At 67.3% G+C, this 19,564-nt stretch carries 15 protein-coding genes; 8 read left to right on the top strand and 7 right to left on the bottom strand.

Annotated elements, in window-relative coordinates; translation table 11 throughout:
- The first annotated feature begins 165 nt into the window (after nt 1-165).
- The 3 genes from efeU (at nt 166) to efeB (ending at nt 3,725) form a co-directional block, all read left to right on the top strand.
- Entirely contained in the window at nt 166-1,014 is an 849-nt protein-coding gene (efeU, locus tag ITJ57_RS07925; RefSeq protein WP_194669564.1) for an iron uptake transporter permease EfeU, read from the top strand.
- A gap of 57 nt (nt 1,015-1,071) precedes the next feature.
- The gene (efeO, locus tag ITJ57_RS07920) at nt 1,072-2,283 is read left to right on the top strand and encodes an iron uptake system protein EfeO (RefSeq protein WP_194669563.1); all 1,212 of its coding nucleotides are present in this window, start codon (nt 1,072-1,074) and stop codon (nt 2,281-2,283) included.
- Between the two features lie 110 nt (nt 2,284-2,393).
- Nucleotides 2,394-3,725 carry an iron uptake transporter deferrochelatase/peroxidase subunit gene (efeB, locus tag ITJ57_RS07915; RefSeq protein ID WP_194669562.1) on the top strand — a complete coding sequence of 444 codons (1,332 nt, stop codon included), beginning with the start codon at nt 2,394-2,396 and terminating at the stop codon, nt 3,723-3,725.
- 18 nt (nt 3,726-3,743) lie between these two features.
- On the opposite strand, the gene ITJ57_RS07910 is transcribed toward efeB, so the two are convergent.
- The 3 genes from ITJ57_RS07910 to ITJ57_RS07900 all read right to left on the bottom strand — a co-directional run bounded on the left by ITJ57_RS07910 (nt 3,744) and on the right by ITJ57_RS07900 (nt 8,039).
- Nucleotides 3,744-4,175 (bottom strand): hypothetical protein, encoded by a 432-nt coding sequence (locus ITJ57_RS07910; RefSeq protein WP_194669561.1) that lies wholly within the window; start codon nt 4,173-4,175, stop codon nt 3,744-3,746.
- A 70-nt stretch (nt 4,176-4,245) separates the two neighbouring features.
- Nucleotides 4,246-6,153, bottom strand: coding sequence for a translational GTPase TypA (gene typA / locus ITJ57_RS07905; protein ID WP_056007297.1), 1,908 nt, complete (start codon nt 6,151-6,153; stop codon nt 4,246-4,248).
- 161 nt (nt 6,154-6,314) lie between these two features.
- Nucleotides 6,315-8,039 (bottom strand): ABC transporter family substrate-binding protein, encoded by a 1,725-nt coding sequence (locus ITJ57_RS07900; RefSeq protein ID WP_194669560.1) that lies wholly within the window; start codon nt 8,037-8,039, stop codon nt 6,315-6,317.
- 296 nt (nt 8,040-8,335) lie between these two features.
- On the opposite strand from ITJ57_RS07900, the gene ITJ57_RS07895 reads away from it, so the two are divergent.
- Genes ITJ57_RS07895 through ITJ57_RS07880 form a run of 4 tightly spaced genes read left to right on the top strand, consistent with a single transcriptional unit; the run spans nt 8,336 to nt 13,008 of the window.
- The gene (locus ITJ57_RS07895; RefSeq protein WP_194669559.1) at nt 8,336-9,319 is read left to right on the top strand and encodes an ABC transporter permease; all 984 of its coding nucleotides are present in this window, start codon (nt 8,336-8,338) and stop codon (nt 9,317-9,319) included.
- Nucleotides 9,320-9,323: 4 nt separating this feature from the next.
- Entirely contained in the window at nt 9,324-10,247 is a 924-nt protein-coding gene (locus tag ITJ57_RS07890; protein ID WP_228506537.1) for an ABC transporter permease, read from the top strand.
- Complete coding sequence (locus tag ITJ57_RS07885; protein ID WP_194669558.1) at nt 10,210-12,345, top strand: ABC transporter ATP-binding protein; 2,136 nt, start codon at nt 10,210-10,212, stop codon at nt 12,343-12,345. The genes ITJ57_RS07890 and ITJ57_RS07885 overlap by 38 nt, the downstream gene beginning before the upstream one ends.
- Nucleotides 12,346-12,393: 48 nt before the next feature.
- Complete coding sequence (locus ITJ57_RS07880) at nt 12,394-13,008, top strand: hypothetical protein (RefSeq protein ID WP_194669557.1); 615 nt, start codon at nt 12,394-12,396, stop codon at nt 13,006-13,008.
- 79 nt (nt 13,009-13,087) lie between these two features.
- Here the strand turns inward: ITJ57_RS07880 and ITJ57_RS07875 are convergent, their stop codons facing one another.
- The 4 genes from ITJ57_RS07875 to ITJ57_RS07860 all read right to left on the bottom strand — a co-directional run bounded on the left by ITJ57_RS07875 (nt 13,088) and on the right by ITJ57_RS07860 (nt 18,418).
- The gene (locus tag ITJ57_RS07875) at nt 13,088-14,839 is read right to left on the bottom strand and encodes an ABC transporter ATP-binding protein (RefSeq protein WP_194669556.1); all 1,752 of its coding nucleotides are present in this window, start codon (nt 14,837-14,839) and stop codon (nt 13,088-13,090) included.
- Nucleotides 14,836-15,774 (bottom strand): ABC transporter permease, encoded by a 939-nt coding sequence (locus ITJ57_RS07870; protein ID WP_082455862.1) that lies wholly within the window; start codon nt 15,772-15,774, stop codon nt 14,836-14,838. Before ITJ57_RS07870 ends, ITJ57_RS07875 begins: the two co-directional genes overlap by 4 nt.
- 13 nt (nt 15,775-15,787) lie before the next feature.
- Entirely contained in the window at nt 15,788-16,720 is a 933-nt protein-coding gene (locus ITJ57_RS07865) for an ABC transporter permease (protein WP_056007318.1), read from the bottom strand.
- 75 nt (nt 16,721-16,795) lie between these two features.
- Entirely contained in the window at nt 16,796-18,418 is a 1,623-nt protein-coding gene (locus ITJ57_RS07860; protein ID WP_056007321.1) for an ABC transporter substrate-binding protein, read from the bottom strand.
- A gap of 336 nt (nt 18,419-18,754) precedes the next feature.
- Between ITJ57_RS07860 and ITJ57_RS07855 the strand changes: the two genes are divergently transcribed.
- Nucleotides 18,755-19,564: a CPBP family intramembrane glutamic endopeptidase gene (locus ITJ57_RS07855; protein ID WP_194669555.1), complete on the top strand. Its 810-nt coding sequence runs from the start codon at nt 18,755-18,757 to the stop codon at nt 19,562-19,564.

The following is a 19,564-nucleotide window of genomic DNA, read 5'->3' as shown; positions in this document are numbered from 1 at the left end:
TAGGGTCGAGGGCGGATAAGGTTAGCCTTACCCAACCGCGTTCCGAAGTCGCAGCGCCCCGCCCGGACCACGGTCCTCGCCCGGCGCGCCCTCGGATGCCTCCCACCCCAGCAACGACGGCCTCCCCCGGGCGACCGCCTGCTCGACGCCCGAAAGTCCGGTCACGTGCTCGCGAACTATCTCATCGGCCTCCGCGAAGGCCTCGAAGCCGGCCTCATCGTCGGCATCCTCGTCGCCTACCTGAACAAGCTCGGCCGGCGCGACGTCCTCCTCCGGCTCTGGCTCGGCGTCGCCGTGGCGATCGTCGTCTCGCTCGGCGTCGGCGCGATCCTCACCTGGGGGCCCTACGGGTTGAGCTTCCAGGCGCAGGAGATCCTCGGTGGCGGCCTCTCCATCCTGGCCGTCGGTCTCGTCACCTGGATGATCTTCTGGATGGGCCGCAACGCCCGAGAGCTGAAGCACGACCTCGAGTCCCGACTCGACGCGGCCGTCGCCGGTTCCGCCGTCGGCATCGTCGTGCTGGGCTTCATCAGCGTGGGACGCGAGGGGATCGAGACCGCGCTCTTCATCTGGGCCAGCGTCAACTCCGGTGAGAACGCCGTCGTCGGATCCATCGGGGCCCTTCTCGGCATCCTCACCGCCGTCGTCGTCGCCTACCTCATCTACCGCGGCTTCGTCCGGATCAACCTCGGCACCTTCTTCACCTGGACCGGTCTGCTCCTCGTGGTCGTCGCCGCAGGCGTCCTGGCCTACGGGGTCGGCGACCTCCAGGAGGCCGGTGTCATCCCCGGCTGGGGCCAGGCCGCCTTCAACCTCAGCGCCGTCGTCCCGCCCACCAGCTGGTACGGCACCGTCCTCGGCGGCCTCTTCAACTTCACCCCCGCCCCGACCTGGGCGCAGTTCATCGCGTGGCTGCTGTACCTGGTCGTCACGCTCATCTGCTTCGTCCGGGTCTCAGGGCTCGGGCGTCGTCGCCCGACAGCGGTCACGAACCGCGTCGCGACGAGCGGCTGACGCGGCCGGGCCCACGTTCACACAGCACAGCACCAGTACCTTCCGACAGGAGTCTCCATGCAGCACCGCATCATGACCGGCCTCGCAGGCGCGGGCGTCCTCGCCCTCGCGCTCACGGGCTGCGTCCCGAACAACACGGGCACCGACGCGCTCACCGTCGACATCACGGACGACTCGTGCTCCGTGTCCGTCGCCAAGGCAACGGCCGGCGCCGTGACGTTCTCGATCACGAACAACGGCACCGACGTCAACGAGTTCGAGATCCTCGCCTCCGACAAGCTCCGCATCGTCGGCGAGAAGGAGAACGTCACCCCCGGGCAGACCGTCTCGTACGTGGCGCAGCTGAACCCGGGCACGTATTACACGGCCTGCAAGTTCCAGCTCGTCGGCGCTCCCGTCGGCCTCGCCGAGTTCACCGTCAGCGGTGAGAACGCCGCCGTGTCGAAGGACGAGCAGGAACTCACCGACCAGGCCGTGACGAACTACGTCGCCTACATCAAGTCGCAGGTCGCCGAGCTCGTGCCGCAGGTCAAGGCGTTCACCGACGCCTACGCCGCTGGCGACGACGAGACCGCCCGCGCACTCTTCGCCTCGACCCGCGTCTCCTACGAGCGCATCGAGCCGACCGCCGAAGCCTTCGGCGACCTCGACCCGAAGATCGACTACCGCGAGGTCGACGCCGTCGCGGAGGGTCTCGACTGGACCGGCTTCCACCGCATCGAGAAGGACCTCTGGCCGCCGGCAGCCGACGCCCTCAACTCCGACGGAACGAGCGCCCTCATGGACTGGACCGCGTCCACGCCGGAGCAGCGTCAGCAGTTCGCCACCGGACTCGTCGACGACGTCCAGCAGCTCTTCGACCTCGTCTCCGAGAAGGACTTCACGGTGAGTCTCGGCGACATCTCGAACGGCGCCATCGGCCTCCTCGACGAGGTCGCCGTCGGCAAGATCTCCGGTGAGGAGGACTGGTGGTCGCACACCGACCTCTACGACTTCGCCGCGAACGTGCAGGGCGCCGAGGTGGCTTTCGGCAACGTGAAGGACATCGCCGCCAGCAAGGGCGACGCGGGCACGAAGCTCGTGGGCAAGATCGACACGGAGTTCACGGCACTGCAGGACCTGCTCGCCAAGTACGGCAGCCTCGACAGCGGCTTCGTCAGCTACGACACGGTCACCGAGGAACAGCGCAAGGAGCTGTCGGACCAGGTCAACGCCCTCGCCGAGCCGCTCTCGCAGCTCACCCACACCGTGCTCGGCGTCGCCGAGTAGACCCCACCGGGTCCGCCGCCGTCGCGGCACACCGGGCCGGAACGACTCAGAGCATTCTGGGGGTTCCGGCCCCGCGGTCTTCCAGCCACCCCTGAATAGCATGAGGTCCGATGACCGAGCAGACTCCCCCCACCAATCCTGAACCCGAGGCGCCGTCCTCCCCGACGGACGACACCCCACCGCGGGGTCTCTCGCGTCGGGCGCTCTTCGGCCTGGCCGGAGCCGGGGCCGCCGGCCTCGCGGCAGGTGCGGGTGCGACGGCCGCGATCACCGCGGCCGCGACGGCCTCGGCGAGCAGCGCGGGCGTCACCACGGTGTACCCGTTCGCCGGAGCGCACCAGAGCGGGATCACGACGCCGGCTCAGGACCGGCTGCACTTCGCCGCCTACGACGTGTCGGCAGGCACCACCAGGGAGGAGCTCATCGAGCTCCTCCAGGACTGGAGTGTCGCGGCCGCACGGATGACGCAGGGGCAGGAGGTCGCAGCGGGTGGCGCCGTCGACGGTTCCCCACTCGCTCCCCCGGTCGACACCGGAGAAGCGCTCGGGCTCCCCGCCAGCGGGCTCACGATCACCTTCGGGTTCGGTCCCACGCTCTTCAGCGCCGACGACGGCACCGACCGCTTCGGCATCGCCGACCGTCGTCCACCCGAGCTGCAGAAGCTGCCCCGGTTCACGGGCGACAACCTGCAGGCCGGTCTCACCGGCGGCGACCTCTGCATCCAGGCGTGCGCCGACGACCCGCAGATCGCCGTCCACGCGATCCGCAACCTGAGCCGCATCGCGTTCGGACGCGCCTCCATCCGCTGGTCGCAGCTCGGTTTCGGTCGGACGTCCTCCACCTCCACGAGCCAGGTCACCCCGCGCAACCTGTTCGGTTTCAAGGACGGCACCGCGAACGTGAAGTCCGAGGAGACGAAGACGGTCGAAGCGCAGGTGTGGGTGCAGGACGGCGACACCGCCAGTTGGCTGAGCGGCGGTTCCTACCTCGTGGTCCGCAAGATCCGCATGATCATCGAGACCTGGGACCGCGCGCAGCTCCAGGAGCAGGAGCGCGTCATCGGCCGGAGCAAGGGCGAGGGTGCACCGCTGTCAGGCGGCAAGGAGTTCACGGAACCCGACTTCACAGCGGTCGGCGCGACGGACCAGCCCCTCATCGACAAGCACTCCCACGTGCGTCTGGCACACCCCACCCACCTCAAGGGCACGAAGCTCCTGCGGCGCGGGTACAACTTCGTCGACGGCAACGACGACCTCGGCCGCTTGAACGCCGGGCTGTTCTTCATGTCGTACCAGCGCTCACCGCAGCAGTTCATCGACGTGCAGCGCGCGCTCGCGACGGACGCATTGAACGAGTACATCAAGCACGTCGGTTCCGCGATCTTCGCCGTACCCCCGGGCGCGAGCACCGACGGCTGGGTCGGCGAGACGCTCTTCGCGTAGTCTCCGGCCGGTCGACGGCTACTTGACCGTCACCGTGTAGAGGATGCTGTCGGCCGAGGCCACGAGCTTCACGTCGTAAGCCGTCGTCGACAGCGTCACGATCGAACCGTCGCCGTTCGCGATCTCCCCGTCGATCGTGAAGCCGGCCGCGACGAGGGCGTCCTTCGCGGCCGTCGCGGCGTCGCTCGCCTGGACCGTGACGACGAAGGTGTCCTTGCCGTCAACAGTGCCGCGTCCGCCGTTGACTGTGCCCTCCACGACCGGGACGGCGTCCGTCGGATACCCCTCGGGCAGTCCCTCGTCGAGGTTGACGTCGACGTCTCCACCCGTCGCGTCCCGGATGCCCTGCTCGACCGAGTCCTTCACCGTCGATTCGATGACGCTGCACCCGGTGAGCGTGGGAGCGAGGACGAGGGCGGCCAGCAGGGCGAGGGAGGCGGGTCGGCGCATGCCATCAGCTTAACGAGCCGACGCCCGGTCTTCCTGGGAGGACCGGGCGTCGGCGGTGGAACGGTGCTGCTTACTCGGACTGCTTCTTGAGCCGCGAGTAGCTGCGCTGGCGCGCCTGAGCGTCGAGCTCGACCTTGCGGATGCGCACGTGCTCGGGCGTGACCTCGACGCACTCGTCCTCGCGGGCGAACTCGAGGCTCTCCTCGAGCGTGAGGACGCGCGGCGGCGTCATCGACTCGAAGTTGTCCGCGGAGGACTGACGCATGTTGGTCAGCTTCTTCTCCTTGGTGATGTTCACGTCCATGTCGTCGTTGCGCGAGTTCTCGCCGATGACCATGCCCTCGTAGACCTCTTCGGTCGGCTGGACGAAGAACGACATGCGCTCCTGCAGCGCGATGATCGCGAACGGCGTGACCACACCGGAGCGGTCGGCGACGATCGAGCCGTTGTTGCGCGTCGTGATCGCACCGGCCCACTCGCCGTACCCGTGTGCCAACGCGTTGGCGATACCCGTACCGCGCGTGGCGGTGAGGAACTCGGAGCGGAAGCCGATGAGGCCGCGCGACGGGACGATGAACTCCATGCGGACCCAGCCGGTGCCGTGGTTCGCCATGTTCTCCATGCGGCCCTTGCGAGCGGCGAGGAGCTGGGTGATCGCGCCGAGGTGCTCCTCGGGTGCGTCGATGGTCAGGTGCTCGTACGGCTCGTGGACCTTGCCGTCGATGCGCTTGGTGACCACCTGGGGCTTGCCGACGGTGAGCTCGTAGCCCTCGCGACGCATCTGCTCGACGAGGATGGCGAGCGCGAGCTCTCCACGGCCCTGGACCTCCCAGGCGTCGGGGCGGCCGATGTCGAGGACCTTGAGCGAGACGTTACCGATGAGCTCGCGGTCGAGGCGGTCCTTGACCATGCGTGCGGTGAGCTTGTGGCCCTTGACCTTGCCCATGAGCGGCGAGGTGTTGGTCCCGATGGTCATCGAGATGGCCGGGTCGTCGACCGTGATGGCCGGGAGGGCGCGGACGTCCTCGGGGTCGGCCAGGGTGTCGCCGATCATGATGTCGGCGAAACCGGCGACGGCGACGATGTCGCCGGGGCCGGCGCTCTCGGCCGGGTAGCGGTCGAGGGCCTTCGTGATCATGAGCTCGGTGACGCGCACGTTGTGGACGTCGCCGTCGTGGCGCACCCAGGCCACCGTCTGGCCCTTCTTCAGCGTGCCGTTGAAGATGCGCAGGAGCGCGAGGCGGCCGAGGAACGGCGAGGCGTCGAGGTTGGTGACGTGCGCCTGGAGCGGGTGCTCGTCGTCGTACTGCGGAGCCGGGATGTGCTCGAGGATCGCCGCGAACAGGGGCTCGAGGTCTTCGCTGTCGGGCAGTTCGCCGTTGGCGGGCTTGTTGGACGACGCGCGGCCGGCCTTGCCCGAGGCGTAGACGACCGGGACGTCGAGGACGGCGTCGAGGTCGAGGTCGGGGACGTCGTCGACCATGTCGCTCGCGAGACCGATGAGGAGGTCCTGGCTCTCGACGACGACCTCGTCGATGCGCGCATCGGGACGGTCGGTCTTGTTGACGAGCAGGATGACGGGCAGCTTGGCCTCGAGCGCCTTGCGGAGCACGAAGCGGGTCTGCGGGAGGGGACCCTCCGAGGCGTCGACCAGCAGCACGACGCCGTCGACCATGGAGAGGCCGCGCTCGACCTCACCACCGAAGTCGGCGTGGCCCGGGGTGTCGATGACGTTGATCGTGATCGGGCCGTCGGTGGCGTGTTCGCCCTTGTACGAGATCGCCGTGTTCTTGGCGAGGATGGTGATGCCCTTTTCGCGCTCGAGCTCATTCGAGTCCATGGCGCGTTCTTCGAGGTGGGCGTGTTCGGCGAAAGAGTTGGTCTGTCGCAGCATGGCGTCGACGAGGGTCGTCTTGCCGTGGTCAACGTGGGCCACGATCGCGACATTGCGCAGATCGGAACGAGTGGCGAGCGCCATAAAAGGGTGGCTTCCTTCAAGTGGATGGGATTCGGGCACGATGGTGCCGACGGACCATCATACCGCAGGCGACCTCTCCGGGGGCTGAACGCCGACGGGCACCGGCGGAAGGACCGCCGATGCCCGTCGTTTCAAGGCTCAAGTGAGCCCCGTCGCGTCGTCTACTTCTTCCAGCCCACGTTCTTCCAGTCGATGGTCTCGAACTGGGTCGGGCCGTAGTTCACGAGCCCGGTCTTGACGCCGTAGGTGTACGGCACGGGGAACAGCGGGATCGTCGTCGCGAGGGCCACGATCTTCTTGTCGATCTCCTTCGCGATCTCGAGACGCTTCTGCGGGTCGAGCTCGGCGTTCGCGCTCGCCCACAGCTCGCCGAGCGAGTCGTCGGTGACGCCGGGGAAGTTCTGTCCGGAGTCGGCCGGGTAGAAGATCGACTCGGTGCTGGAGATCGGGAACGCGGTGCCCTGCCAGGCGAAGCTCACGGCGTCGAAGTCGCGGGTCTCGGTGGTGACGTACTTCGTGAAGAAGTCGTCCGACGGGACGGTGTCGATCTGCAGGTCGAAACCGGCTTCCTTCACCTGGGCCTGCACCTGCTGCGACGTCTCGGCCGAGACCGGGTTGTCGGAGTCGATGACGTAGCGGACGGTCAGCTTCTTGCCGTCCTTCTCGCGGATCCCGTTGCTGCCCTCGGTCCAACCGGCGTCCTCGAGCTGCTTCTTGGCGGCTTCGATGTCGTAGCCGAGCACCTTCGAGGCGTCGTCCTCGTAGCCGTCCTGGCCGGGGAGGAAGATGAGGTTGTTCAGCAGGTCGGTCGGGGCGTCGATCGCCGCCAGACGGGACTCGGCGATGGTCTTGCGGTTGATCGACTTCGCGAAGGCCTGACGGACCTCGGGGTCACTGAGGACCTCGGACGTGCCGTTCAGCGTGATGTGGTTGTAGTTCGTGCCGCGCGACCGCTGGATCTGCGCGTCGCTACGCTTCTGGGCCGTCTGGTAGTTGTCGGCGTTCGAGCCGATGCTGAAGACGTCGATCTCGCTGTTCGAGAACGCCTGGGCGAGACCCGAGCGGGAGACCTGCTTGAAGATGATGTTGTCGAGCTTCGGCTTGTCGCCCCACCACTTCGGGTTGGGCTCGAAGGTCACGACCGCACCGGTCTGGTCGATCTTGCTCACGATGTACGGACCGCCGGAGACGTACGTGGAACCGTCGGCAGCGTAGGGGCCGGTCGCCCAGAGGGTGTTGAAGGACTCGGGCGTCGCGCCGAGCCACTTCGGCCAGATGTTGCCGAGGATGGACGGCCAGTCGGCGTTCTTGTTCTTGAACGTGATGAGGACGTCCTGCGGGCTGTCGCCGGCCGTGACGGACTCGATGTCCTTCCAGACGTTGGTCGCGGTGGGCGCGTATGCGGGTTCGACGCCGTTGAGCGACTTCCACGTCGCGGCGAAGTCGTCGACGCTCATGGCCGTACCGTCAGACCAGACGGCGTCGGGGTTGATCTTGACCTCGACGACCTGCGGGTCCTCGGTCTTCAACTCGACGGAGGTCGCGAAGTCGGGGTTGGCCTCCCAGGTGCCGTCTTCCTTGATCTTCACGAAGGAGGGCGTGTACAGGTTGGTCAGGAACTGGTCGTCGACCGTCCCGGAGTCGAGGTTGGAGAGGTTCCAGTTCGCCGGGATGGCGTCGACCGCGAGGTTGAGCGTGCCGCCCTGCGCGATCTGGTCGGCGTCCGCGCGCTCCCATCCGGTACCGGACAGCTCGACCGGCTTCGCCGAGGATCCGCCTCCGCCTGAACCGCCGCCGGTGCAAGCCGTCAATGCGAGGGCGACGATCGAGACGCCGGCGAGGATCATCCCGCCGCGGCGCCGCGACCCCTGTGTTCTGGAACTCATCGAGATCCACCTTTCGTGACGTGTAACTGCACGAGCCCGCACCGATGCGGAGCGGAAGGCGCGCAGGCCAATGTGGACCATCTTGCACCCGCTCCGGCGATCCCCCACAAGTGGGCACGAATTGTTACCGTTTCGATTTCTCGACGGTACGAGCCGGAAACATACGTTTCGTTTCCTGAGAACACGCGTCGTTTTCTGATTCCCAGCGCTTGGGGGTTACAGTGTCTCCACCCCACGAGGGGAGCACAGCTGACGGGACGACGCGGTCCCCGTCCACGACTTCGCAAGGCTGGTACATGATCGGGTTCATTGCACGGCGGTTGGTCAACTACCTGTTCCTCTCCGCGATCGCCACCATGCTCGGCTACGTCCTCGTCAGCATGACCCTCCAGCCCTCGGCCCGGTTCCTCGGGAAGAACCCGCCCATCCCCCAGGCCTCGATCGACGCCGCGCTCGACAAGATGGGCGTCAATCCCAAGGTGCCGCTGCTCGAGCGCCTCTGGGACTGGGTGACGCACCTCGTGACCACCGGCTCCCTCGGCGTGAGCACGCGAGGCACACAGGTCACGGCCGACATCTTCGAGCGGTCCGGTACGAGCCTCCGGTTGCTCATCATCGGCACGGTCCTCGGTGCGGTCATCGGTGTCGCGCTCGGCGTCTGGGGCGCCGTCCGCCAGTACCGGGCGAGCGACCAGATCATCACCTACGCGTCGTTCACCATCCTGGCGATGCCGGTCTTCGTCATCGGCGTCGTGCTCATGATCCTCGCGACGACGCTCAACCAGGCGGTCGGCACGAACGTCATCAACTTCACGGGCGAGTACACCGCAGGCCTCCAAGGCGGCTTCTGGACCCAGCTCGGCGACCGGGCCATGCACCTGCTGCTGCCCACCATCACCCTGACCGTCGGTGCCGTGGCCTCCTACTCCCGGTATCAGCGGAGCGCGATGCTCGACGTGATGAGTGCCGACTACATCCGCACCGCCCGGTCGAAGGGTCGCACCCGTGGCTCGGCGATCATCCGACACGGCGTCCGCGTCGCCCTCATCCCGATGTCGACCTTCTTCGCCTACTCGTTCGGGCTCATCCTCACGGGTGCCAGCGTGACCGAGAACGTGTTCAGCTGGCACGGCATGGGTGAGTACCTGCTCACCAGCGTCTCGAACTCGGACATCAACGCCGCGGCCGGGACCATCCTCTTCACCTCCATCCTCGTCCTCATCGCCGGAACGCTCTCCGACGTGATCTATGCGGCGCTCGACCCGAGAGTGCGGGTGTAACGACATGGCACTGACCGACCCAACGACCCTCACCGTCGGCGAACCCGAGACGATGCGCGACGCTCCCAAGCGTCCGCAGTCGCGTGGCCGAACGATCCTCCGGAAGGTGCTCGCCACGAAGCGCGCCCGCATCGGTGGTGGTGTCCTGCTGTTCATCATCCTGTGGGCCTTCATCGGACCGCTGCTGTCCCCCTGGTCGTTCACCGACCAGGACGGCCTCGCCTTCAGCCAGCCCCCGTCGCTCGACCACTGGTTCGGCACGAACAACATCGGCCAGGACGTGTACGCGCAGACCCTCGTCGGGCTGCAGAAGTCGATCGTCATCGGCCTCATCGTCGGACCGGGGGCGGCCATCATCGCGGGCCTCGTCGGCGCGATCGCCGGCTACGTCGGCGGTGTCTGGGACAAGGCGATCGTCTGGGTCATCGACCTCCTCCTCGTCATCCCCGGCTTCTTCCTCCTCGTCCTGCTGAGCCCCGCGTTCAAGTCGCTCTCCTGGCTCGCCCTCGTGGTGTTCCTCGTCCTCTTCGGATGGATGGTGCTCGCCCGCGTGATCCGCGGACAGACGATGTCGCTGCGGGAGCGCGAGTACGTCAAGGCGGCGCGGTTCATGGGTGTCCCCGGCTTCACCATCATCCGGCGGCACATCATCCCGAACGTCGCCAGCCTCCTCATCATCGACGCGACCCTCGGCATCGGCGCGGCGATCCTGTCCGAGACGACCCTGAGCTTCTTCGGTTTCGGCGTCCAGGCCCCCGACGTCTCCCTCGGCACGCTGCTGGCCGCCGGTGCGAGCGCGGCCGTGACTCGTCCCTGGCTGTTCGTCTTCCCCGCAGCGATCCTCGTCATCACCGTGCTCGCGTCGAGCCTGCTCGGTGACGCCCTCCGCGATGCCATCGACCCGACCTCAGGAGCCAACCGTGACTGACCCCCAGGCGGCCGAGCCGCTCCTCCAGGTCCGCGACCTGAGCGTCACCTTCCCGAACGCCGGCACACCGGTGCACGCCGTCCGCGGGGTCTCCTACGACGTCCACCGGGGCGAGTTCCTCGGCATCGTCGGCGAGTCCGGCTCCGGAAAGAGCGTGTCGTCGATGGCCGTCATGGGCCTGTTGCCGACCAACGCGAAGGTCAGCGGCAGCATCCGGTACGACGGGGTCGAGCTGCTCGGGCAGTCCGACCGCGAACTGTCACGGATCCGGGGCCGCGACATCGCCATGATCTTCCAGGACCCGCTCTCCGCGCTCACGCCGGTGTACACCATCGGCCAGCAGATCGCCGAAGGGCTCCGGCTGCACGACTCGGCGCTCTCCCAGCGGGCCGCCGAGACGCGGGCGATCGAACTCCTCAAGATCGTCGGGATCCCGAACGCGGAGCGACGCGCGAAGTCATTCCCGCACGAGTTCTCGGGCGGCATGCGCCAACGCGCCATGATCGCGATCGCGATCGCGAACGACCCGCAACTCATCATCGCCGACGAGCCCACCACCGCCCTCGACGTGACCATCCAGGCGCAGATCCTCGAGGTGCTCCAGGAGGCGAAGGACATCACCGGTGCCGCCGTCGTCCTGATCACCCACGACCTCGGCGTCGTCGCCGGCAACGCGGATCGCGTCGCCGTGATGTACGCGGGCCGCATCGTCGAGACGGCACCGGTCGTGCCGCTGTTCCGCGAGCCACTCATGCCGTACACGATCGGCCTGCTCCGATCGATGCCGAACATGGCGGCGAACCAGCAGGAGCGGCTCGTCCCTCTCGAGGGTCGTCCGCCGCTGCTGACGAACGTCCCGACCGGTTGCCCCTTCGCGCCGCGCTGCCCGATCGCCGTGGCCGCGTGCCTCGAGGGCGAACCGGCACTCCTCCCCGTGCTCGACGGTCCGGCCACCGATCCGGCCACCTCGATCGAACACACCGCGGCGTGCATCCGTGCCGGCGAGATCGCCGACGGATCCCTGCTCCGCCCGGACATCTTCCCCCGGCCGGACGAGGTGCCCGAGGAACTCGTCGCCGAGGTCGCCCCCGAGACCGTCCTCGACGTCAAGGACCTGACCCGAGCCTTCCCCCTCACGAAGGGCGTGGTCTTCCGCCGCAACATCGGCACCGTCCGCGCCGTGGACGGCGTCTCCTTCAGCGTCCAGCGCGGCCGGACGCTCGGCCTCGTCGGTGAGTCCGGCTGCGGCAAGACGACGACCATCATGGAGATCCTCGAGCTCGCCGAGACCCAGGGCGGCACCATCCACGTGAACGGTGTCGACACCGCGACCCTCTCGAAGCCCGACCGCAGGAAGTTGCGCAGCGACATCCAGGTGGTCTTCCAGGACCCGATGGCCTCGCTCGATCCGCGGATGACGATCGAGGACATCATCGGCGAACCGCTGACCGTGCACGGGGTCTCCCCCGCGGAGATCCGGAACCGAGTCGGGGCCATGCTCGAACTCGTCGGCCTCGAACCGTCCTTCGCCGGCCGGTACCCGCACGAGTTCTCAGGCGGCCAACGGCAACGCATCGGCATCGCCCGGGCGCTCGTCGTCGAGCCGAAGATCCTCGTCCTCGACGAGCCGGTGTCCGCGCTCGACGTCTCCGTCCAGGCCGGGGTCATCAACCTCCTGGAGGACCTCAAGCAGCGACTCGGGCTGTCCTACCTCTTCGTCGCCCACGACCTCGCCGTCGTCCGCCACATCGCCGACGACGTCGCCGTCATGTACCTCGGACGCATCGTCGAGTACGGCCCGAGCGCGACGATCTTCACCGACCCCAAGCACCCGTACACCCAGGCGCTCCTCTCGGCAGTGCCGGTCCCGGACCCGGAGCTCGAACGCAGCCGTCAGCGGATCCTGTTGAACGGCGACCTGCCCTCCCCGAGCGACGACCGGGTGGGATGCAGCTTCCGCAGCCGCTGCCCGCTGTACCAGCTCCTGCCGGCGGACAAGCAGGCGGTCTGCGAGCGGGACGACCCGCGTGAGCGTCCTGTCGACGGCCGCCTCGTCGCGTGCCACCACGCGGAGAGCGATCGACTCGTCACCGCCTGACCGACGCTGCTGACGACCACGGGTCGGCGGCCTGGAAGGATGGACGACGTGAACGACGCGACGAACGCCCGCAACCGGACCACCCTGAGGAGCACCAGCGGCTACTGGATCCTCGGGGTCACCGCCCTCCTGATGGTCTTCTTCATCATCGACGCCGTGGGCCGCGGCGCCTGGGGGTTCGCGCTCCTGGCGCTGCCCTGGGAGCTCCTCGTCGTCTGGCTGGTGTACCTGGTCCTCGTCCGCCCCTGCATCGTCATCGAACCCGAGCAGCTGACGATCGTGAACGTCGGTCGGCTGCATGAGATCCCCTGGTCTCGTCTCGAAGAGGCCACGAGCCGATACCAGCTCACCGTGCTCCTGCGAGACGGTCGGAAGATCACCAGCTGGGGCGCGCCGAGCGCCGGCCTCGACCGCCCTTCCCTGACCGGCGGTCGCGGGCGACGGGACGTCGATCACCAGGAACGCGCCGCGGGTGTCCGCCGACCAGGACGAGCGGGGAACGAGGGGCCTACGGCCGTCGACCTCATCGACCGGGCGCACGAGCGCTGGGGGAAGATCGACCCGGCCGACATGCGCCTGGCCGTCTCCCGCTGGGACGTCGTCGCCCTCGGGGTCACCGCCGCGCTGGTGGTCTGGGGCGCCGCCTCGGCGCTCCTCGGCTGACCTTTCGGCCCATCCCGGGAACGGAGAAGGGCAGTGCCGCGGATCGCTCCGCGGCACCGCCCTTCGGCGTGACGGCTCGTTACAGCGCGAGCTCGATCCCGGCGCCGGGGATGGCGTCGAGGAGTTCGCGCGTGTACTGCTGCTTCGGGTTCTCGAAGACATCGTCCGTGGTCGACGCCTCGACGATCTTGCCCTTCTGCATGACCGCCACGTTGTCGGCGATCACCCGCACGACCGCGAGGTCGTGGGTGATGAAGAGGTACGTCAGCTGCAGTTCCGACTGGAGGTCGGCGAGCAACTGCAGGATCTGCGCCTGCACGAGCACGTCGAGCGCGGAGACAGCTTCGTCGAGGACGACGATCTCCGGCTTCAAGGCGAGCGCCCGGGCGATCGCGATGCGCTGACGCTGACCACCCGAGAGCTCGTTCGGGTAGCGCGTCGCCACCGACTGCGGCAGCGACACCTGGTCGAGGAGCTCCAGGACGCGAGCGCGCCTCGAGGCCTTGTCGCCGACCTTGTGGGTGTGCAGCGGCTCCGAGATGGTGTTCCCGATGTTGCGCAGCGGGTCGAGCGAACCGTAGGGGTCCTGGAAGACCGGCTGCATCGTGCGGCGCAGCGCGAGGAGACCCCTGCGGTCGAGTCCCTCCATCGCCTTCCCGCCGATGCGGATGCTGCCCGAGGTCGGTGTCTCGAGCTGCAGGAGCAGCTTCGCGACGGTGGACTTCCCCGAACCGGACTCCCCGACGAGCGCCATGGTGGTGCCCTTCGGGATCTGGAACGAGACGCCGTCCACGGCCTTCAGCTCACTCGCCTGGCCCTTCTGTCCGCGGATCTTGTAGACCTTCTCGAGGTCGTCCACGACGATCGCGGGCTCCGCCTTCGTGAGGTCCGCGTGTGCTGCCGCACGGTGCTCGGCGGCGACGATGAGGTCGATGCCCTCCGAGCCGGCCGGAGCCTCGTGCTCGAGCGTCTCGAGCGGCCCGGTCGCTGACTGGATGCGCCGCGAGGCGAGACTCGGTGCTGCGGCCACGAGGCGCTGCGTGTACGGGTGCACCGGGTTCTGCAGGATCTCGACCGACGGTCCGGCCTCGACGATCTGCCCCTTGTACATGACGATGAGCTTCTCCGCGCGTTCGGCCGCGAGGCCGAGGTCGTGCGTGATGAAGAGCAACGCAGTGCCGCTGTCGCGCGTCAGGCTCTCGAGGTGGTCGAGGATCTTCCGCTGCACGGTGACGTCGAGCGCCGAGGTGGGCTCGTCCGCGATCAGCAGCTTCGGGCTCGAGGAGAGCCCGATGCCGATGAGCACGCGCTGCCGCATGCCGCCGGAGAACTGGTGCGGGAACTGCTTCAGACGACGGTCGGCGTCGGAGAGACCGGCCTGCTGGAGGACCTCGATCGCCTTCGCCCGCACGGCCTGCTTGCCCTCGGCGATGCCGTTGGCGCGGATGGCCTCCTCGACCTGGAACCCGATGTTCCAGACCGGGTTGAGGTTCGACATCGGGTCCTGCGGCACGAAGCCGATCAGGCGACCGCGGACGTCCTCGATCTCCTTGCGCGGGAGCTTCGAGAGGTCGCGACCCTCGAAGAGGATCTCACCGCCCGTGATCTTGCCGGTGCCGGGGAGGAGGTTGATGATGGCGTGTGCCGTCGTCGACTTCCCGGATCCCGATTCGCCGACGATCGCGACCGTCTCGCCGGGCATCATCGTGAAGCTGGTCTTGCGGATGGCCTGCACGGTGCCGCTCTGCGTGCGGAACCCGACCTCGAGGTCCTTGACCTCGAGGAGCGGCTGCCCGGTGCGCGCACCGGCCTGGGGTGTGGGGGTGCTCAACGGAGTGCCCTCGCCTTCGGGTCGAGTGCATCACGCAGGACCTCGCCGAGCATGATGAAGCTGAGCACGGTGAGCGAGAGCGCGATGGACGGGTAGATGAGCACCTGCGGAGCGGTCCGCAGGTCGCGCTGCGCCTGGGAGATGTCCGCACCCCACGAGATCGACTCGGATCCGAGTCCGACGCCGAGGAACGACAGGGTCGCCTCCGCGACGATCGCCGAAGCGAGCGACAGCGTGATGACGACGATCACCGGGGCGATCGAGTTCGGCAGGACGTGGCGCACGAGGATGCGGAACCGCGAGACGCCGAGGGCGATGGATGCCTGCACGTAGTCGGCGTTCTTGACCCGCAGGATCTCGGCGCGCAGGACTCTCGCGACGCTCGGCCAGACGAACAGACCCACCGCGAGCGAGATGGTCCAGACGCTGCGGTAGGCGGCGAGGGCCGACATGACGACGACGGCGGCGAGGATGTACGGGATCGAGAAGAAGATGTCGCCGATGCGGGAGAGCACCGAGTCGACCCATCCGCCGTAGAAGCCCGACAGTGCGCCGAAGCTGATGCCGAGCACGCAGACGATCGCCGTGACGATGAGGCCGACCGCGAGCGAGGTGTTCGCGCCGAAGATGACCCGCGAGTAGATGTCGCAGCCCTGCTTCGTGAAGCCGAGCGGGTGCGCGAGCGACGGGTCGCCGAGGCTGTTGTCGAGGTTGCAGCTGCGCGGGTCGACCTGTGAGAACAGGCCGGGCAGGAGCGACACCACGACGACGAGGACGATGAGCACCGCCGAGATCCAGAACATCGGCTGACGGCGCATGTACGCCCAGGCGTCGGTCCAGAGGTTGCTCGGCTTCTCGTCGACCTTGACGGCGTCGATCACCGCGAGCGGTGTCTCCTCCAGTGGGGCGACGAAGTGCGTGGATGAACGCTTCATCTGTGGTTCCTGATCATGACTTGACATAGCGGATCCTCGGGTCGAGCACGGCGTACAGCAGGTCGACCAGCAGGTTGACGAGCAGGTAGACGAGCACCATCACGGTCACGAAGGACACGACGGTGGGTCCTTCGCCACGGATGATCGCCTGGTAGAGCGTCCGGCCGACGCCGGGCACGTTGAAGATGCCCTCCGTGACCGTCGCTCCGACGATGAGCACACCGAAGTCGACCGCCAGGTAGGTGACGACCGGGATCAGCGAGTTGCGGAGGATGTGCACCGGGATGATCCGGCGGCGGCTGAGGCCCTTCGAGGCCGCGGTGCGCACGAAGTCGAGCGACTGGGTCTCGATCACGGCACCGCGGGTCAGGCGGGTGATCTGCGCGAAGCTGATCGTCGCCAACACGAGTGCCGGGAGTAACAGGTCTTGTATCGGCGCACCGGCACCGACCGTGACCCGGAACCAGCCGAGCTGGATGCCGAAGACGAACTGGGCGATGAACGCGACCACGAAGACCGGCAGGGAGATGAGGATGAGGCTCACGACGAGGAACGACGCGTCGAAGATGCCGCCCTTGCGGAGGCCCGAGACGAGGCCGATCGTGATGCCGGCGACCATCTCGAAGAAGACGGCGAGGACGGCGAGACGCAGCGTGACCGGGAAGGTCTGCGCGAGGATCTCGGCGACCGGCTGACCGGAGAACGAGGTGCCGAGGTCGCCCGTGAGGATGCCGCCGAGGTACAGCAGATACTGCACGATGAACGGCTTGTCGAGGTTGTACTCCGCGCGGAGCTGCTCGAGGACGGCCGGGCTCGGCGTCCGGTCGCCGAAGAGCGCGAGGATGGGGTCGCCCGGGAGCGCGAACACCATGAAATAGATGAGGAACGTCGTACCGAGCAGGACCGGGATGGCCTGCAGGATGCGGCGGAGGATGTAATTGCCCAAAGCGGGACTCCTGAACTCGTGAAAACTGGGTGGGCCCGGAAGAACCGGACCCACCCAGTTGTGCCGTCTACAAGATTACTTGGTGATCTCGTAGTAGAGAGGCACGGAGTTCCAACCGAACTGGACGTTCTGGACGCCCTCGCCGAATCCACCGCTCACGTTCTGGTACCAGAGCGGGATGGCGGGCAGGTCCTTGAACAGGACCTCCTGAGCTTCCTGGAACTTCTTGTTCGCGGCGTCGAGGTCGGACTCGGCAGCACCCTCGGAGAGGAGCTTGTCGAACTCGGGGCTCGAGTAGTCACCGTCGTTCGAGGAGGCGCCGGTCGCGTACAGCGGGCCGAGGAAGTTGTACAGACCCGGGTAGTCGGCCTGCCAACCGCTGCGGAACGCGGTCTGGATCTGGCGGCTCGTGATGCTCTCACGGAAGTCGCCGAAGACCGCGACCGGAACACCGGAGGACTCGATGCCGAGGGTGTTCTTGATGTTGTTCGTCACAGCGTCGACCCAGGCCTGGTGCGGGCCGTCGGCGTTGTAGGCGATCTGGAAGGAGCCGTCCCACGGGGAGATGGCGTCAGCCTTGGCCCAGAGTTCCTTGGCCTTCTTGTCGTCGTTGGTCAGCACCTCGTTGCCGGGGATGTCCTTCGAGTAGCCGTCGATGACGGGCGAGGTGAAGTCGGTCGCCGGGGTGCGGGTGCCCTCGAAGATGACGTCGGTGATCTGCTTGCGGTTGATCGCGTAGGAGATCGCCTGACGACGCAGCTCGCCTTCCTCGCCGCTGAAGTGCGGGAGGCGGGACGGGATGGTGAAGGACTGGAACACGGCGGCGGGCTGGTTCACAGCGCGATCGCCCAGGTCGTCCTGGAAGGTGGAGATCGCGGAGTCCGGGATCTGGTCCAGAACGTCGAGGTTGCCACCGAGGAGGTCGGCGTACGCTGCGTCGAAGCTGGCGTAGAAGTTGATCGTCACGCCACCGTTCTGCGGCTTACGACCACCGTTGTACTCGTCGTTGGTGACGAGGGCGATGGACTCGTTGTGCTTCCACGCCTTCTCACCGTCGAGCTTGTACGGGCCGTTGCCGACCGGGTTCTGACCGAAGTCGGCCGTGACCTTGCCGGCCTCGTCGAACGCCGACTTGGGCAGCGGGTAGAACGAGGAGTAGCCGAGGCGCAGCGGGAAGTCCGAGCGAGCCTCGTTGAGCTCGACCGTGAAGGTCGTGTCGTCGACGACGTTGAGGCCGGTGAGGGGCTGGTCGGCGTCGTAGCTGAAGCCCTTGATGTCCTCGAAGAAGTAGCTGTTCTTGCGCGCGTTCGAGAGGAGCGCGGCGTCCTGCCAGGCGTTCACGAACGACTCGGCGTCGACCGGGTCACCGTTGGTGAACTTCTGGTCGGGCTTGATCTTGATCGTGAAGGTGATCGAGTCGTCGGTCTCGATGGACTCGGCGAGGTCGTTGACCGGCTTGCCCTTGGCGTCGTAGTAGACGAGGCCTGCGAAGATCTCGTCGAGGATCTTGCCGCCACCCACCTCGTTGGTGTCGCTGGGGATGAGGCCCGACTCGGGCTCGGAGCCGTTGGTCGTGATGATGGCGGATGTGTTGCCGCTGGTGCTCTCGCTGCTGGAACCGCCACCGGAACATCCGGTGAGGACGAGAGCCCCTGCTGCGATGATGGCGGCGGCAGAGCCGAACCGACTGAACTTCACAGTTCCTCCTTGGGGAAAGGGCAAGCGAAACCGGCGCATCGTGTGCGCTGGACCGCTCTTTGAATACTCTGACGATAAGTTGAAGCAGGACGACGAGCAAACTGGGACGCCAAACGTTACACAGCGGTAACCGAATCGGAGGATTGTTGCTCGCGGACGAGTTTCCGTGCACGTATCCCGCCCGCGACGCAAGAGAACGACGCTTATCGCAAAACTCGTGCGAGCGGACTCCCGCGGCGGATACGAATCGTAAGCCCGCCCGCCGACGGTGGCCGAGACGTGGGCGTCCAGGTGGTATGCGGTGCACCTGAAGCGAGGAGCCCGCACAATGGACCGGTGAACGAGCAGAACGCGACCGTCCAGCAGCCGGATCTCCCCGAACAGTCACCGGTCGCGCGCCGATGGTGGGAGATCGGGATCGTCCTCGCGCTCAGCCTCGGCGCCTCGGCGGTGTACTCCGTCATCTCCCTCATCGCGAAGCTCACCGCCGGGCCGCCGCTCGCCGACCAGTCGGCGGCCATCAACACGACGCAGGCGACTCGGGAGTGGCTCGACTTCAGCTACCAGTTCCTCGGGTTGTTCTTCCAGCTCGCGCCGGTCGCACTCGTCATCTATCTGCTCTGGCAGCCGGGACGAAGCGGTTTCACCCGCATGGGTCTCGACCTCCGCTCGCCAGGACGCGACCTCGGACGTGGCGCGCTGCTCGTCGCCGCGATCGGTGTCCCCGGCATCGGGGTGTACGCCCTCGGCCGGGCGCTCGGGGTGACGGTCGCGGTGTCGACGTTCCCCGACACGATGTACTGGTGGACGATCCCGATGCTCGTCTTCTCCGCGCTCCGCGCCGGACTGCAGGAGGAGGTCATCATCATCGGGTACCTGTACACCAGGCTGCGCGAGATCGGGTGGGGGTGGTGGACGATCATCCTGTCGACCGCCGTGCTGCGCGGGAGCTACCACCTGTACCAGGGCATCGGACCGTTCTTCGGCAACGTCGCCATGGGGATCGCGTTCGGCTGGTGCTACAAGCGCTGGGGCCGCGTGATGCCGCTCGTGGTGGCGCACACGATCATCGATGCGATCTCGTTCGCCGGGTTCCCGCTCGCGGTCGCCTGGTGGCCGGGCATCTTCGCCCCGAGCCCGTCCTGA

Source organism: Plantibacter sp. VKM Ac-2880 (assembly GCF_015351235.1).
Lineage (GTDB): Bacteria > Actinomycetota > Actinomycetes > Actinomycetales > Microbacteriaceae > Plantibacter.
The sequence above is the reverse complement of the archived record's forward strand: the minus strand, read 5'-3'. Positions and strand labels throughout refer to the sequence as shown.